The organism is Gluconobacter albidus (genome assembly GCF_002005485.1).
GTDB classification, from domain to species: Bacteria; Pseudomonadota; Alphaproteobacteria; order Acetobacterales; family Acetobacteraceae; genus Gluconobacter; species Gluconobacter albidus.
In genome coordinates, this window is the sequence record NZ_CP014689.1 from 105305 (window position 1) to 121821 (window position 16517).

13 protein-coding genes are annotated in these 16517 nt (G+C 61.3%); 5 read left to right on the plus strand and 8 right to left on the minus strand.

The window, feature by feature from the left end; translation table 11 throughout:
- Positions 1-294 precede the first annotated feature (294 nt).
- The 3 genes from A0U94_RS00455 to A0U94_RS00465 all read left to right on the plus strand — a co-directional run bounded on the left by A0U94_RS00455 (position 295) and on the right by A0U94_RS00465 (position 5698).
- On the plus strand, positions 295-2685 hold the full coding sequence (locus A0U94_RS00455) for a TonB-dependent receptor (protein WP_077802090.1): 2391 nt from the start codon (positions 295-297) through the stop codon (positions 2683-2685).
- A gap of 65 nt (positions 2686-2750) precedes the next feature.
- Positions 2751-4427: a urocanate hydratase gene (gene hutU / locus A0U94_RS00460; protein ID WP_149026782.1), complete on the plus strand. Its 1677-nt coding sequence runs from the start codon at positions 2751-2753 to the stop codon at positions 4425-4427.
- 68 nt (positions 4428-4495) lie between these two features.
- A complete protein-coding gene (locus tag A0U94_RS00465; RefSeq protein ID WP_077802092.1) occupies positions 4496-5698 on the plus strand; it encodes an MFS transporter in 1203 nt (400 codons plus the stop codon).
- Here the strand turns inward: A0U94_RS00465 and A0U94_RS00470 are convergent.
- Both A0U94_RS00470 and hutC read right to left on the minus strand, forming a co-directional pair.
- Positions 5637-7145, minus strand: a complete 1509-nt coding sequence (locus tag A0U94_RS00470; protein ID WP_077802093.1) for an HAL/PAL/TAL family ammonia-lyase — start codon at positions 7143-7145, stop codon at positions 5637-5639. The genes A0U94_RS00465 and A0U94_RS00470 overlap by 62 nt on opposite strands.
- Before the next feature lie 93 nt (positions 7146-7238).
- Positions 7239-7964 (minus strand): histidine utilization repressor, encoded by a 726-nt coding sequence (gene hutC, locus A0U94_RS00475; protein WP_062032547.1) that lies wholly within the window; start codon positions 7962-7964, stop codon positions 7239-7241.
- Between the two features lie 124 nt (positions 7965-8088).
- Between hutC and A0U94_RS00480 the strand changes: the two genes are divergently transcribed.
- Complete coding sequence (locus A0U94_RS00480; protein ID WP_167369329.1) at positions 8089-8673, plus strand: HutD/Ves family protein; 585 nt, start codon at positions 8089-8091, stop codon at positions 8671-8673.
- A gap of 3 nt (positions 8674-8676) precedes the next feature.
- Here the strand turns inward: A0U94_RS00480 and hutG are convergent, their stop codons facing one another.
- Both hutG and A0U94_RS00490 read right to left on the minus strand, forming a co-directional pair.
- Positions 8677-9480 (minus strand): N-formylglutamate deformylase, encoded by an 804-nt coding sequence (gene hutG, locus A0U94_RS00485; protein WP_208611658.1) that lies wholly within the window; start codon positions 9478-9480, stop codon positions 8677-8679.
- A 19-nt stretch (positions 9481-9499) separates the two neighbouring features.
- Positions 9500-10870 (minus strand): formimidoylglutamate deiminase, encoded by a 1371-nt coding sequence (locus A0U94_RS00490; protein WP_077802098.1) that lies wholly within the window; start codon positions 10868-10870, stop codon positions 9500-9502.
- Between the two features lie 133 nt (positions 10871-11003).
- Here A0U94_RS00490 and hutI point away from each other — a divergent pair, with 133 nt between their 5' ends.
- Positions 11004-12242, plus strand: coding sequence for an imidazolonepropionase (gene hutI / locus A0U94_RS00495; RefSeq protein ID WP_077802101.1), 1239 nt, complete (start codon positions 11004-11006; stop codon positions 12240-12242).
- Here hutI and A0U94_RS00500 read toward each other — a convergent pair.
- The 4 genes from A0U94_RS00500 to A0U94_RS00515 are packed head-to-tail and all read right to left on the minus strand — an operon-like array spanning position 12230 to position 16477.
- Positions 12230-13627 carry a PepSY-associated TM helix domain-containing protein gene (locus tag A0U94_RS00500; RefSeq protein WP_077802102.1) on the minus strand — a complete coding sequence of 466 codons (1398 nt, stop codon included), beginning with the start codon at positions 13625-13627 and terminating at the stop codon, positions 12230-12232. The genes hutI and A0U94_RS00500 overlap by 13 nt on opposite strands.
- The gene (locus A0U94_RS00505; RefSeq protein ID WP_077802104.1) at positions 13627-13926 is read right to left on the minus strand and encodes a hypothetical protein; all 300 of its coding nucleotides are present in this window, start codon (positions 13924-13926) and stop codon (positions 13627-13629) included. The genes A0U94_RS00500 and A0U94_RS00505 overlap by 1 nt, the downstream gene beginning before the upstream one ends.
- Positions 13923-14201, minus strand: coding sequence for a hypothetical protein (locus A0U94_RS00510; protein WP_077802106.1), 279 nt, complete (start codon positions 14199-14201; stop codon positions 13923-13925). The genes A0U94_RS00505 and A0U94_RS00510 overlap by 4 nt, the downstream gene beginning before the upstream one ends.
- Positions 14198-16477, minus strand: coding sequence for a TonB-dependent siderophore receptor (locus A0U94_RS00515; RefSeq protein WP_077802107.1), 2280 nt, complete (start codon positions 16475-16477; stop codon positions 14198-14200). Before A0U94_RS00515 ends, A0U94_RS00510 begins: the two co-directional genes overlap by 4 nt.
- Positions 16478-16517: the final 40 nt, after the last annotated feature.

The following is a 16517-nucleotide window of genomic DNA, read 5'->3' on the forward strand; positions in this document are numbered from 1 at the left end:
TGAATTAACTCAATGAGTTAATGACTTTTCTTTTTTGAGAAGTGTGGTCGACGAGCCTGATTGTGTGTTCCTGAGGGCTGGTGGGAAGGTTTTTGCTGGGCGGTGTGGACCGGGTTGAAAGAATTTTTTCGGAGGGAAGCGAGTTTTTTCTAAGACATTGTTATATTGGAATTATTTTTATGGATCTTTGGGAATTTTAGACATGTCTTTGTCATGTCGGTGTAAAATGAAGGTTGCATATGCAACCAGACATGACATTGTGACTTCGATACGAAATGATTCCGAGCAGGTACCATGCCAATCGCAAAACGCCGTCGTGCTTGTGTAGCCCTTTCCACCATGACGTTTCTGGCGTCGACCTCTCTGGCTGGAGCCGCGTCGGCAACACATGCGCGTTCGCGGTTGCAGGCGCATGCCGCCGGGGCACCGGTGAAGCGGAAGTCTCATTCTGTCAGTGCGCGGGGGCCGGAGGTTATTTCCGTGCATGCGGCGGGTGAGGACGGGGCGTATGGCAAGGTCCGGCACATTGCGGGCGGGGGACTGATGGCCGTTCAGACGGGCGGCGACATGCGCAGTACCGTGACTTCGGAATATATCAACAAGCAGGCGTCGACGACGACGGCCTATCAGGCTGTTTCGCTGGCGCCGGGCGCCAATCTTTCCCAGAGTGATCCTTACGGTTTTGCGGCCAATTCGATGCTGAGCGTGCGCGGGTTGGGGGGCAACGAGATCGGGCAGGTCTGGGAAGGCATGCCGGTCAACGATATCGAGACCTATAACGGCTATCCGACATACTGGGCGGACGGTGAAGATATTGATTCCGTCAGTCTGACGCAGGGGTCTTCGTCCATCACAGCGCCTGTGGTCAATGCTTCGGGCGGCCAGGTTACAACGCTGATGCGCGATCCGTCTCACAAGATGGGCGGACTGGTCGATTACAGTTACGGCACGCTGAACCTTCAGCGGTTCTTCGGACGTTTCGATACCGGGGATATCGGGAATACGGGTCTTTCGGCCTATGTGTCGTTTTCCAACGGAACGGCCAAGAACTCCCTCGGGCCGGGGCGGCAGATGCGCCGGCATATCGACTTCGGCTTCAAGAAGGAATTTGCAAACGGCGACCGGATGAAGCTAGTCGGGTCGTATGTTGACATGAACTACATGTACAATCCGAACCCGACGCTTGCCGACTGGCAGACTTCGGGGCGGAGTTATGCATGGAACGGGACATTTACGCCCGGAAGCTCGGATTACTGGCGGCAGAACCGCTGGAAATGGGAGCAGATCATGATGAGTCTGCCCTCCGACTTTACGCTTCCGGGGAAGGTGAAGCTCAATGTGACGCCTTATTTCCTGTATGCGATGCAGAATTCTCCGGCGTCTTCCACGCTGTCGTCTGACGGCAACTATTACGGAACGGAACCTGTTTCCGTGACCATTCCGGATGCCCAGGCGTCGGGCAGGAGTGTGAGAAGCGATTACGTGGGCGTGCAGTCCGTAGGCGGGTTCAACGCGTCCCTGTCCCGCCAGTTCGGGGTGCAGAAAGTGACGCTGGGATACTGGTATCAGTATAGCGTTGATGATCTGTCGATGCCGTTTTCGTCGGTCGATGCTTCAGGCAATCCGGCTTCGGCCTGGAGCCTGCGGAACGTGACCATGAGCAATGGTCAGCCGTATCTGGCGGAGAAGGAGCATACCGTCACGCAGACGAATGCGCTCTATTTGCAGGACGAGATTTCGCTTCTCAATGATCGTCTGAAGATTGTTGGCGGCATCAAGACGCTGATGATGAGCAAGGCCGGGACCAATGGTCTGCCGGGCACGCAGTATCATGTCGGGGCCAATAACTTCCAGCCGCTGCCGCGCGTTTCGGCGACGTACAAGATTGATTCCCACAATCAGGTCTTCATCAATGCCAGCACCAATACATTGATGCCGATTGATGACACCCTGTACAATTCCTATTCGGGTGGGGCGATTTCAACGCAGGGCAATCCGGGGATCAAGCCTGAATATTCGATTTCCGAAGAGCTGGGATATCGCTATCAGGACCGGATCATTCATGCCAGTCTGGCCCTGTTCAACTACAACTTCACAAACAGGCAGGTGTCCAGCCTGCGTTACGTCAATAACGTTCCGGTCTATTCGACGATCAACGGCGGCGGACAGACGTCGCGCGGTGTGGATTTCGAAGCAGGGCTGATGCCGTTTCATGGCTTTTCGCCTTATGTGTCTGTCGAATATCTTCATGCGACGATCGACAACAATATTCAGGTCGGAAACGATTATCTGCCGACGGCAGGGAAAACGGCGGTTCGCAGTCCGTCGTTTCAGGGATCTTTCGGTCTTGTCTATGATTACAAGAATTTCTTCGGAACGTTCTCGTTCAAATACACCGGGTCGCAGTATTCGACCTTTATGAACGATGAAAAAATGCCCGCTTACAAGACGTTCAACCTGTCTCTGGGGTATCGTCTGCCGAGCGTCGGTTTTGTCAAACATCCGGAAATCCGGGTCGCGTTCATCAACCTGACGGATGAGAAAGTCCTGTCCGGTATTGCGTCGCCGCAGCTGAATGCCCAGACCACCCGTGGCATTTACGGGACATCCATTGATGGAAGCTCCCCCGGATATTACATCGCGCCGCGATTTACGACGGCGATGACCGTGGCTGCGGGCTTCTGAACTTTTCCAAACCTCTTTCTGTTTTTCTGAAAATGGAGACCTTACTCATGGTCAATTCTCCTTCCGTGTCGTCCCGTCTGTCGAATGATCGTGTGATCCGTGCCGACCATGGCTCCGAAATCAGTGCGAAGTCGTGGCAGACCGAAGCGGCCATGCGGATGCTGATGAACAATCTCGATCCGGAAGTCGCGGAGAAGCCGTCGGAGCTTGTGGTTTATGGCGGGATTGGAAGGGCTGCGCGGAACTGGGACTGCTATGACCGGATCGTGGAAGCCCTGCGGGAACTGGGGGATGAGGAGACGTTGATCGTTCAGTCCGGCAAGCCGGTTGGTGTGTTCCGGACGCATGCCAATGCGCCGCGGGTTCTGATTGCGAATTCCAATCTCGTGCCGCACTGGGCGACCTGGGAGAAGTTCAACGAGCTCGATCGGGCGGGGCTGATGATGTACGGCCAGATGACGGCCGGGTCCTGGATCTATATCGGAAGTCAGGGGATTGTTCAGGGGACGTATGAGACGTTCGTTGAGATGGGGCGCCAGTATTACGGTGGCGACCTCAAGGGGCGCTGGATTCTGACGGGTGGTCTGGGGGGGATGAGCGGTGCGCAGCCTCTGGCGGCCGTGATGGCCGGGGCGTCCATGCTGGCGGTGGAATGTGAGCCGTCGCGCATTCAGAAGCGTCTGGAGACGGGCTATCTGGACCGGCAGGTGCAGGATCTGGATGAGGCGTTGCAGATCATTCATGAGGCCTGCGCGAAGGGCGAGGCGGTTTCCGTGGGGCTGCTGGGCAATGCGGCTGAGGTCTTTCCGGAGCTGGTGCGCCGTGGCATCCGTCCGGATGGTGTGACGGATCAGACATCCGCGCATGATCCGCTGAATGGATATCTTCCGGCTGGATGGTCGCTGGAGAAGGCCGAGAAGCTGCGGATTACGGACCCGGCGGCGGTTGAAAAAGCGGCACGGGAGTCCATGCGGCTTCAGGTCGAGGCAATGGTGGCGTTCCATCGGATGGGGGTGCCGACCTTCGATTACGGCAACAACATCCGCCAGATGGCGCTGGAAGAAGGGCTGGAAGATGCCTTTGCGTTTCCGGGATTTGTGCCGGCCTATATCCGTCCGCTGTTCTGCCGGGGGATCGGTCCGTTCCGCTGGGCGGCGCTGTCGGGCGATCCGGAGGACATCTACAAGACGGATGCGAAGGTCAAGGAGCTTCTGCCGGACGACAAGCATCTGCACAACTGGCTGGATATGGCACGGGAGAAAATTCAGTTCCAGGGTCTGCCGTCCCGGATCTGCTGGGTGGGGCTCGGGGACCGTCACCGGCTGGGTCTGGCGTTTAACGAGATGGTGGCCAAGGGTGAGCTGAAGGCGCCGATTGTGATCGGACGGGATCATCTGGACAGCGGTTCGGTGGCCAGCCCCAATCGTGAAACGGAGGCCATGCGCGATGGGTCCGATGCTGTTTCCGACTGGCCTTTGCTGAATGCGCTGCTCAATACCGCCTCGGGCGCGACCTGGGTGTCGCTGCATCATGGTGGCGGTGTGGGCATGGGTTTCTCGCAGCATTCGGGCATGGTGATTGTGGCCGATGGTACGGACGATGCCGCTGCCCGTCTGGAGCGCGTGTTGTGGAATGATCCGGCGACGGGTGTGATGCGTCATGCTGATGCGGGCTATGACATTGCCGTGGCTTGTGCGCATGAAAAGGGCTTGAACCTGCCCATGATTACGACCAGGGAATAAGGTTTCGGAGGTGCATCTTTTCGGGGATGCGCCTTTTTTTTGCTTCTGACAGGATAACTGCGATCATCATGACAGGAATACAGGCTGTCCGTTATCTTCCGGGGCGGCAGCTTCTGCTTCTGGCGCTGGGGCTCAGCATCTGCTCCGGCTGTGCGTATCTGGGCTCGTCCGTCATGCCCTTTCAGATTGATGCGCTGATGTCGGGGCTGCATCAGTCCGCCAGTCGGGCGGGGATGTTCGGCTTTTTCGAAATCATGTCCTTTGCGGTTTTCATGGTGGTGCTGTCCCGTCTGACGGGGCGCGTTTCGGTGGTCATGACGGCGTTTCTGGGTGCGGGGCTGGCGGTTCTGTCGTCCCTGCTGACGGCGACGGGTCTGTCGTCTTCGGCATGGACGTGGGGTTGTGCGCTTCTGTTTGGTCTGGGGGAGGCGCTGCTGGGGCGGTCCTATGTCTGTGCGGCGTCGGCGAGTGAAAACCCTGACCGGATGTATGCCATTTCCAATGGCGGGGGACTGATCGTTCTGGTGGCGGTGATCGACGCCATCCCTTACGCCACGCGCAGTTTTGGCGAACTGGGGGTTTTTGTCGGGATCGCGGTTATTGTTGCGGTGATTGCGCCGTTCATGGCAACGCTGCGCCATGCGCCGCCATTGCCGGTCCGGCAGAGTACGGAAAAGATGCGTCTGACGCGTGGCGGGGTGGCGCTGCTGTTTATCTGGGTGGGGTCGTCTCTGGGATCGAGCATGGCGTGGTCCTTTGCCGAGCGGGTCGGACGGGCCATTGATCTGTCAGCCGATTATATCGTTTTTCTCTCGACGGTGGGTATCGTTTCGAGCGTTCTGGTCAGCTTCATTGTCGGCGCGCTGGCGCAGCGGCTGCGGCGGGAGATCATTCTGCCGCTGACGCTGGTGGGAACGGGCGTGGGCGGGTTGCTGGCGTGTTGCGCGTGGGATTCCTGGAGCTACACGGCGGGCGTCATCATCTACTGGAACTGTTCCATGCTGTCTTATGCGTGGCTGCTGGGAAGTGCGGCTGCGCTGGATCATACGGGCAGGGTCGGGACGTTCTGCGGCGGCATGGACCGTATGGGATATGCCCTGGGGGCACCGCTTGGGGGGCTGATTGTTGATCATGCCTCTTTCACGATGCTTGGCATTGCCGGGTGTGTGGCCTGTGTGGTCAGCCTTCCGTTCGGGCTGCCTGTTCTCCTCAGGGAGATCCGGGCGTCCGGCACGGAGGGTCGGCCTGCATCAGGGCTTCAAGCCGGGTGATATCGTCCGCCAGCGGGTGGTCTTCCTCGTAAAGGGGAAGGATGGCCCGTACGCTGTTGTAAAGCTCCAGCGTTCGGGGGGCGATTTTTCTGGTGAGGCCGGCGAGGTCCACGGCCTGACAGAGGGCCAGAAGTTCGATCGCGAGAATGGATCGCGTATTGGCGACAACGTCCCGTGCCTTGAGAGCCGCTGGTGTGGCGTGGACGAGAATGTCTTCCTGAAGACCTGAGGTAATGCCGCCATCCAGACTGGCGGGGAGGGCGTTGCGGCGGTTGGCGCTGACAAGCGAGGCCGCCGTGTATTGCGCGATCATGAAGCCGCTTCCCGTGCCGGAATCGCTCGACAGGAACGCCGGGAACGGGCTGAGCAGGGGGTTGACCATGCGGTCCAGACGGCGTTCGGAGACGGCGCCCAGAGAGGCCAGCGCGATGGCGGCTTCGTCCATGACGCGGGCGATGCTGGCGCCGACGGCATGGGCTTCGGAGAATGCGCCGATGCCTGTTTCGTCCTCAATGATGGCGGGGTTGTCGGACAGGCTTTGCAGTTCCTGTGTGACGGTGTGATGGATGCCGGTCAGGGCGTCGTGGACCGATCCATGAATATGGGGGATGGCGCGCAGGCTCAGGGCGTCCTGTGTACGTTGGCCACGGGCGTCCGCGAGGCGGGCGGAATCTGCCAGATTCTGGTTGAGGGTTTGTGAGACGGCGCGATGGCCGGGCGGGATGCGGAGGTTTGCCGAGCGTGAATCGAAGGCGCGCTGTTGTCCGCCAAGGACGTCAAAGGTCGCGGCGGCGATCCGATCTGCCCAGTGGAGGCAGGCGGCGGTTTCTTCCGTGACGAGGCTGGCAATTCCGGTGGCGCAGGAGAGGCTGTTGACCAGACACAGCCCTTCCTTGGCTTCAAGAACGAGCGGCGCAAAACCGAGCCGTTCCAGCACCTCGGCGGCGGGCTGTTCCGTGGCATTGGTCCGGAGCGTTCCGTGACCGATCAGGGTCAGGGAAATATGGGCCATGTGTGTGAGATATCCGACCGATCCGTCTCTTGGCACGATCGGCAGGCAATCGTGGTTGAGGAAAGCGACGAGGCGATCGACGATCTCCGCGCGCAGGCCGGAATAGCCCAGACAATACTGGTTGACGGCGCAGGCCATGATGGCGCGCGTTGCTTCGGCACTGAGGGGCGGGCCGAGCCCCGTGGCATGGCTGAAGAGAATCTTGCGGGAGAGAGTGGACTGTTTTTCGGGCGTGATGCGCGTGTCCGACAGGCCGCCCACGCCCGTATTGAGGCCGTAAGCGGCGGCCTCGCTCTCGACCAGAACGCGCAGGCGCCGGTTAGCGTCCTCAAGCCGCTGCCGCGCCGCCTGCGACAGCCGGACCGTTTTTCTGTTCCGGGCAATGTCGCAGATGTCCTGCGGAGAGAAAGGCTGATCGAGCAGAAGTTCGGTCACGGCGGGTCTCTTGGTTGTCTATACAAGAGAGAACTCTAGAGGCGGCGTGTCGGGGGCGTCAATCCGCCGGGCGTTGTTTTCAGGGTGTTGTCTTTAGGGGCGGTAGCGCCCGCCGAAGCTGTAGCGGTTGCCGGAATAGGTGAAGATGCCCTTCATGACGACGCGGCCGTCGACCCATGTGCGGCGCATCAGTTGCAGGCAGGCTTCCGGTTCGTCGAGTTGCAGAAGGGTGCAGATCTCCTGCGGCGGCGTGACGGCGAAGACCACATGTTCGATCTCTTCCGGTCCGGCAATTCCGTAGAGATGGCGGTGCGGATTGATGTGGGTGAAATCCTGTTCCAGATAATCCGGGGCGAAATGCGGAGAGACGTAGCGCTCTTCAAGCTGAAGGGGCACATCGTCTTCGTAATGGACGATCAGGGAGCGGAACAGACGTGTGCCGGGGCGCTGTTCGAACGCCGTGGCCAGATCGCTGTCGGCGCGCACCGTCTCCACGGCGATGACTTCGGCGCGGTGCTGGTGGCCGCTGGCGACGATGTCGTCGATGATATCGCGGATTTCCAGAAGTTCGACGCGTTTGGCGGGCTGGGCCACGAAGGTGCCGACCCCCTGTGCCCGGCGGACGATCCCTTCGGCTGTCAGTTCCCGCAGCGCCCGGTGGATCGTCATGCGGGAAATGCCGAGCTGTTCGACGAATTCATGTTCGGAGGGGAGGCGGTGGCCGACTTTCCATTCCCCGCAGTCGATCCGTTCGATGATGAAGGCTTTCACCTGCTCGTAACGTGCGATGGTCTTCGTCTTGTCCAGGATCTGCGACACGGCGCCCGCTGCCTTTTCTTCTCTTGAGGACTGGTCTGCCCTCTGTGGGCGGGAGAGCATTTCTGATCCTGCCGGGTTGTTGTACTTACATATGAGACACACCCCTAAGCAGGCGTATGACCATATGAAGCCGGATCCGGAAAATGACAATCTTTTCCCGCTGTTCCGTGGGCCGCAGCCGGTTGAAAACCTTGTCGCGCAGGCGTGGAAAAACGGTGGTGGCCTGACGCGGGTCATTGTTTCTGGCGAAGAGTGGCGTCTGAGCGTTGCGGAGATTACGCAGGATGGCGCTTTCTCGCGGTTTCCGGGGATTTCGAGGCAGATTGCGCTGCTGACGGGGCAGGGCGTGCGGCTTCGTCTTTCGGACGGGACGGAGCGGGAAGTCGTCCGGGCCGGGGAAATTCTGACGTTTTCCGGTGATCTGGATGTGGAGGCTGTTCTGGTGGACGGGCCGGTTCAGGTGGTGAACCTGATGCATCCTGCGGACCGCCCGTGGCGGATGGAGGCGGTTCGGGGCGGGGACGCTTCGGGTTTCGAAGTGTCTGCGGCGCGCGCGGTGGTTGTCGCACGGGGGTGCTGGGTGTTTGAGGGGGCGTCGGGACAGCCCCGGACCTGCGTGGCCGGGGCGTATCTGGTGCTGCCGGAAGGGAGTGGCGGGCGGCTGGAATCGGACGGGGACGGCCTTTTGTATTGCGTTGCCCCCGGCTGATGTTCAGGAGCTTTCGGGGCGCCAGTCTGCGGCTGTTGCCAACAGGGGTTCGATGGCGGCCGAGAGGCTGGCGGCGGCATGAAGGTCGATGGGCCAGGGGGCCTGCTCTGAGGCGAGATAGGTGGACTGGGCGATTTCGAGCTGGATGGCGTGGATGTCGTCCGCTGGCTGGCCGTAATGGCGCGTTGTGTAGCCGCCTTTGAATCGGCCGTCGCGGACATGGGTGTAGGCGGTGAGCGTTTCTGCGCGGGCGAGAAGCGCTTTGGCCAGTGAGGGTGCGCAGGAGGCCCCGCTGTTGGTGCCGAAGTTCAGGTCCGGCAGGCGCCCTTCGAACAGTCTGGGAATTTCCGAGCAGATGGAATGGGCATCCCACAGGATCGCCCATCCGAACTGTTCCCGGAGGCGCGTCAGTTCGGCCTGTACGGCGTCGTGATAGGGCTGCCAGTACTGCTCTGTCCGTGCGGCGATTTCGTCGGCATCCGGTGCCTGACCGTCCTGATAGATGGGCTGTCCGTCAAAGCCCAGCAGCGGCACCAGACCCGTGCTGGGCCGTCCGGCATAGAGGGCGGCGTCATCCCGGCCTCGGTTCAGGTCCACGACATAGCGGGAGAAATTTGCGCGCAGGATGCCGATCCCTTTTGACAGTGCGAAGGCATAGAGATGTTCCATATACCAGTCGGTATCGGGCAGTTTTCTGCCGCGCGGGGTCATGCGCTCGTCCATGCCCGGCGCCAGACGGTCGCCCGCATGGGGGATTGTGATCAGGATCGGGAGGGTGCCGGGAGTAAAGGAGAAAACGGTCGTCATGGTTGTGATCCGGGAAATCTCAGGCAGCCATCAGGGTGCGCAGGGTTGCATGAAAAGCCTTGGTCAGGCGGGCTTCGTCAGGGTGGTGGCCATCGGTGATGCGCCATTGTCCGGCGCACATGACGTGCCGGACCGGAGGGCTTGAGGTCGCGAAAATGGCAGAGTCGAGAATGTCGTCGTTCTGAAGGTCGGGCAGGGACAGGGCCTGTTCGTCGAGGACGCACAGATCGGCACGGGCGCCGGGTTGCAGGCCGCTGAGGGGCAGGCCGCTGGCCTGCGCCCCCCCGGCGAGGCTCTGGCGATACAGCCACGCACCGATTGACCCCTTGTGGTCCGGGGGGAGGGCCACGCAGCGTTTCTGGCTTTGCAGGCGCAGGCCATATTCCAGAAGGCGGAGCTCTTCCCACGGGCTGAGCAGGACGTTGCTGTCGCTGCCAATGCCGAAGCGACCTGATTGCGCGACATAGGCTTCGAACGGGAAAATGCCGTCTCCCAGATTGGCTTCCGTGATCGGGCAGAGACCGGCCACGGCCTCGGAGCGGGCGATGGCGGTGACTTCTTCGGCCGAGAGATGGGTGGCGTGGACGAGGCACCAGCGGGCATCGACGGGCAGGTGGCTCATCAGATGCTCTACGGGGCGTTGTCCCGTGACGGAGAGGCAGGTTTCCACCTCGCGCTGCTGTTCGGCGATGTGAATATGGATCGGGGCGGCGGGGCCTGCTGCGCGGAGCAGGTCGCCGAGGGTGTGGATATCCACGGCGCGGAGGGAGTGCAGGCCCACCCCGGCCGTCACCAGTGGCGAACCGTGCCAGTCGGACTGGAGGTCGGACAGGATGCGGGCGATCGTGTCCGGGGTGCTGGCGAAGCGTTTCTGGGCGTCGTTCAGCGGGCTGCCGTCAAACCCGCCACGGGCGTAGAGGGTGGGGAGGAGCGTGATGCCGATGCCTGCATCGGTGGCGGCTGCGGCGAGGCGTGAGGACATTTCGGCCGGGGACGCATAGGGGCGTCCGTCGACGGCGTTGTGCAGGTAATGGAATTCGGCGACCTGCGCGTAGCCGGCCTTGAGCATCTGCATATACAGGAAGGCGGCCACGTCCTGCATCTGCTCCGGGGAGATGCGATGCGCGAGCTGGTACATGCGCGTGCGCCACGTCCAGAAGGTATCGTCCGGGTTCTGTCGGCGCTCTGCCAGTCCTGCCATGGCGCGCTGGAAGGCGTGGGAATGCAGGCTGATCTGCGGGGGCACGACCATGTCCAGAAGCTGCATATCCGGGCCGGGTGTGCTGTCGGGGGTGACGGAGGTGAACGTCCCGTCAGCGGCGATGGTGATCTGGACGTTGCGGCGCCACCCCTGTGGCAGGAGGGCCTGTTTTGCAAACACTTCGGTCATAACGAAATTCCAGGTTGCACGAGAGGAAGGCGCTTTGGGCAAGCGGGTTCCGTTTTCCGGGCAGGATCATAATGGGATTGACTGATATGTATATACATATATCACCGTAACCGGAACAATTCGGAGAAGAACCATGTGGGACGTCCTTTGGCTCAATGTCCATCTTGCGACGGGTGACGAGGCTCTCGTCACGGCCGGGGATGGGTATGGATGTATCCGCAATGGTGCAGTGGGCGTGCACGACGGGGCGATCTGCTGGATTGGCGCGCAGGCGGATCTGCCGGATGTGCCGGAAAATCTGGCCATCCGGATCGAGGACGGGCGCGGCGGCTGGCTGACGCCGGGGCTGATCGACGCGCATACGCATGTCGTGTTTGCGGGCGATCGCAGTCGTGAGTTCGCGGAAAGGCTGAACGGTGCGTCCTACGAGGAGATCGCGCGCAAGGGCGGCGGTATTCTCTCGACGGTTGCGGCGACGCGCGCGGCATCGGAGCAGGAGCTTCTGGAGGCGTCCCTCAAGCGGGTGCATACGATGATCCGGGAAGGGACCACGACTCTGGAAGTGAAGTCAGGTTATGGTCTGACCCTTGCGGACGAACTCAAACAGTTGCGGGTGGCACGGGCGATCGGCGAGCAACTGCCAGTCCGTGTGCACAAGACGTTTCTGGGCGCGCATGCGGTGCCGCCCGAATATCAGGGGCGTGCGGACGCGTATGTGACGTTTCTGGTCGAGGAAGTTCTGCCGGTTCTTCATGAAGAAAAGCTGGTTGATAGCGTGGATGCGTTCTGCGAGACGATCGCCTTTTCACCCGCCCAGACGGAAATCCTGTTCGAGGCGGCCCAGACGCTCGGACTGCCCGTCCGCATTCATGCCGAGCAGCTTTCTCTGGGCGGAGGGACGGTTCTGGCCGCGCGGTATCATGGGTTGTCTGCGGATCATCTGGAATATGCGGATGAGCAGGCTGTCATGAGCATGGCGCGTCATGGGACGGTTGCGATGCTGCTTCCGGGCGCATTCTATTTCATCCGAGAAAAGCAGCTTCCGCCTGTCGCATTGCTGCGTGAGCATGGCGTGGGTATCGGGCTTGCGACAGACTGCAATCCGGGGACGTCCCCTGTTCTGGGGCTGACGGCCGTCATGAACATGGGGTGCACGCTGTTTCGTCTGACGCCGGAGGAGAGTTTCCGGGCGGTGACGTCCGTGGGGGCGCGGGCTCTGGGGCTGGGGCAGCAGGTGGGTATGCTGCGGCAGGGGATGCGGGCGGATATGGCGCTGTGGGATGTGACGGGCCCGCATGAACTGTCTTACTGGGTGGGCGGTCTGCGCCCCACGCGTCGTATTTTTGAGGGGCGCTGCGTTCAGGACATTTGAGACGTTGACTGGGGCGTTGAGCGGGGCCTCTGGGGTTTGAACAGGAAGACCGCGATGCATCCGAGGAAAACGCCGTAATATGCGGAGGTCACGACGGTTTCGGTCATGAGATCCGGCTTTAGTAGTCCTGCCAGAAGGATCACGCCGGTTCCGCTGATGCAGCCTGCGGTCCAGCCGGGGGTCAGGCGGGCCAGAATGCTGGTGGGGAGGCTGTCATGGGGGAGGCCTGCCGCTTTTTCGCGGCGGCGGCGGGCGTCGATCCAGAGCCGGTTGCCGGTATAGAACATGCCGGCCCCTGCAAGACCCAGAACGACATAGCCCCAGCGGATTGCATTGCCGCCGAAACTGCCAAAATGCAGGGCGAAGAAAACCGTCAGGATGGCAAAGCCGGTTTTCTGATGACCGGGGAGGTAATCCGCAGACAGGATTTTGCCGCTGCGGGGATCGACCGTGGCGAAGCCTGCCGTGGGGCCGCGCATGCTGTAGCGGCTGTCCTGCCCGCTGACACGCAGCATCATGCCGCCATGGCCCTGACTATAGGCCAGTGTGGTTGGGACGAAGCCTGGGGCCTGTGTTCCGAGGGACGTCACGAGTTCGGTCGGAGTGAGGAGCGGTGCGTCGGGGTGTTGGTCCGCAGTGATGGGATGAGGCCTTGTGTGCGTCGGAAGATGCTGGGAGGCGTGGGGTGTGGCGAAAACCCGGCTTTGCACTGCGAAAATGGGGTCATGGAATGCGAAGACCACCGAGGTCAGGGCCATGACGATGTGAAAGGGCAGCGAAAAGAAGCCCAGCAGATTGTGCAGGTCCAGCCAGAGTTTGCGCGGTCCCTCGCGGAAGCGGAAGGCGAACAGGTTGCGGGCAAGCGTGGGCAGGAACAGCAGCACGCCTGAGATCAGGGCCATGCCGTAGAGCAGCGCGATGATGCCCATGAACGGTCGGCTGATTGCATGGGGCAGGGGGATGCCCAGTTCCTGATGCAGCATGTCGATGAAATGCGCGACCGGGGTGATGGCCTGCTGACGGACGACCAGCGCGCCGTTGGGGGCAAGCGTTGCGACGAACATCGGCCCTGCGTCGTGGCCGTGGGGCGGGTGTACAGGCCATGCCACGCGGCCAGGAAGGCTGCGGTCCGGGGCGAGCAGGACTGTGTAGGTCTGCCGCGCCTGCGGATAGGCGCTGAAGACCTTTTCGAGCAGATCTGGTGTCTTGGACAAAGGCACCGGGGGCGGCATGTCGAGTTGGGGTGAGGTCAGGTTCTGGAGGGGCTGTTCGAACATGCTGATCGCACCGGCGAAGAACGCCACGAACAGAAGCAGTCCGGCACAGATCCCGACCCAGCTATGGACCTCGCGGTAGACGCGCAGGATGTCGGAGCGGATTTTCATCAGGATAATGCTCTCAGGAGCAGGAAGAGACCCCAGAAGGCGACGCAGCTCCCGCCCAGCACCGCCCAGGCCCGGCGGCCCGTGGAGAACAGAAAGCAGGTTCCCAGCATCAGCACCCAGAGAACGGCCGTCAGCCACATCAGAGCCTGGGCAGAGAGGCTTCTGGGGTCGCCATTGGCGCCAATGAGTCGTCCGAGGACGGCCATGATGGCGAACGTCATTCCGCCGCCCGCGAGGATGGCGGCGGAGACTTTCGCGACCCAGTGCCGGTTGTCGAGGGTTTGGGGCAGCTTCGTCATGGCCGGGATCTGCCAGCGAGAAGAGATGCGCCCAGTGGCAGCAGGCACCAGACGATCATGAGCAGGGTCATGCCCATCAGGCAGGCGGTACAGAAGCTCGTTGTGGTTGTCAGGATGGCCATTCCGGCAGGCAGAAACCCGACCCCGAGCAGAACCGGAATGTTGCCTTGCAGGGGGCGGTTCAGGAGTTTCTGGTTGGCGGAACATGCATAGAGCAGTGCTCCGCCCCCTGCGATGAACAGGGTTGCGAGAGCGTAGGACAGGGCCGGACTCACCAGCGGTATTCCAGTCGGGCGGTGAGGTTTCTGCCCTGTCCGTAATAGCAGGCGGCCACCGCCGTACAGGTTGCGACGAAGCGCTTGTTGGCGACGTTGCGCATGTTGAGCGAGAGCATCAGGCCCTTATAGGCGGGATGGGCATCGCCGACATCGTAGCGGAGGAAGGTGTCGAACAGCGTATAGTCGGGGATGGCCAGTTTGTTGGCCGTATCGCCGTAGCTTGTGCCGGTGTAGCGCACGCCGCCGCCGACCCCCAGACCGCGGAGAGCGCCGTAGCGGATGCGCTGGTCGATGAAGAGCGAGGCCATCCATTTCGGGGCCTGCGGCAGGTAGTTGCCGATCTGTCCTGCCGTGTTGGACTGCCGGATGCGGGCGTCGCTGCGCGTTCCGGTGAAGATCACGGCCATGTCCCATGGAAGGGTGGCGCGTCCTTCGAGTTCGAGGCCGCGGACGCGACCTTTGCCCGTCTGGATCAGGCAGGTCGCGGTGCCGCAGGTTTCGCCGTCGGGGTCGGGGGTTGTCATGTTCTTCTGGGTGATCTGATAACCGCCGAACGTGACATAGATGCTCTTGCCGTACTGGTAGCGGATGCCGGCTTCGTACTGGTCGCCGGTGGTCGGCTTGAAGGGCAGGCCGTTCTTGGCCGTGGACGGATCGGAGACGGTCGGCTGGAAGGACTGGGCATAGCTGAAATAGGGTGCCAGTCCGTTATCGAACAGATAGACGCCACCCGCGCGCCAGGTGAAGGCCTGCGAGGGGGTGATGTACCGTTTGCGGGTCAGGATATTGTAGGTGTTGTCATTGGCCCAGTCCTGACGGCCGCCGATCGTAACGCGCAGGCGCTCGAACTTGAGCTGGTCCTGAAAATAGATTCCGTTCTGGCGGCTGACCGTGGACGTATAGACCTGCGGGGACAGGTTGCTTTCGTAACCCGCGCTGCCGCGGCTGACAGGATCGAAAATGTTCAGAAGCGGCTTGACCAGTGTCGCGCTGACGAGATCGCGGTCATGGTTCCAGTCCGTATAGAAATAGTCCGTCCCGGCAAGGATGAGGTGACGTACGGGGCCGGTGCGGACATGGCCTTCGACCTGTGTGTCCATGGCGACGCCCTGTGACCGCCCCCGGCCTTCGACAGCGCGGCGGTTGACCGTCTCTCCCGCCACGCATCCCGCAACGGTACTGGCGCATTTCGCAAGCGTATCGCCGGAGAGGACCGTGGAACGGTAGAGCGTGTCGAGATAGGTATAGCGGACGTTGTTCCGAACCGTCAGGAAACGGTTGAAGCGATGTTCCAGGAACGATCCGAAAAGGGCCTGATTGCGGTCGAATGTGTTCCAGTCGGGTTCGCCGATATTGGCATCATTGGCGATATGGCGGCCTTTGGATGCGTAAAGCGTGCCTGTTGCGGGCAGGAACTGGAACGTCGATCCGCCGACATCGCGCTGGTACTGCGCAAGCAGTGTCCATGTCGAATGGGGGGCGAATTTCCATGTCAGACTGGGCGAGACATAATAGCGGCCTGCCGTGACGTCGTTGATCTGTGTGCCGCCATATTTGGCCAGAGCGACCATCCGGCCCGTGAGGCTGCCGCTATGGGTCAGTTTCCCCGACACATCGCCGGAAGCCTGTCCCTGCCAGTTTTCCAGATCGGTATATCCACTGCTCTGGAGGAAGAACTCGCCTTCGCTTTTTTCTGTCGGACGTTTCGTAACCAGATTGACCACGCCGCCGGGCGCCGTCTGGCCGTACAATGCTCCGGAGGGGCCTTTTAGGACGTCGATCTGCTGGAGGGCGAACGGATCGAACGATGTGCGCGTCCACTGGCCACCGGCGGGCAGGCGCAGTCCGTCCACGAAATTGTTGTTCGATGAAAAACCGCCCGCCCCAAATCCACGCACGGACACTTCGTCGACCCGGTTGTCGATGCCCTGTGGTTCGGCCTGGACGCCTGCGGTGTAGGCGAGGGCATCGGCGATGGTGGGGGAGGAGCGCAGTTCGATTTCGTCGCGGCTGACGATTGAGATCGTCTGGGGAGATTCGATGATGGGTGTGCGGGTTTTGGTCGAGGCTCCGGCCTGCGACAGGCCCGTTGCGGTGACGGTGATGATTTCGGCAGGCGAACCCGTCGCTTCCGGTTGTGCAGGCCCGGCGGTCTGGCCGGACGTGGTTTTCCCTGTGCGTTTGTCCTGCGGATCAGAGGGGATTGCGGATGCGATCTGTGCGCTCAGGGCGAGGCAGGACGCCGTACCACAGATAAGCCGGGAGAAACTCATGGAGCGCCTTCATTAAAACTAAATTTACCCTTCCTATTTC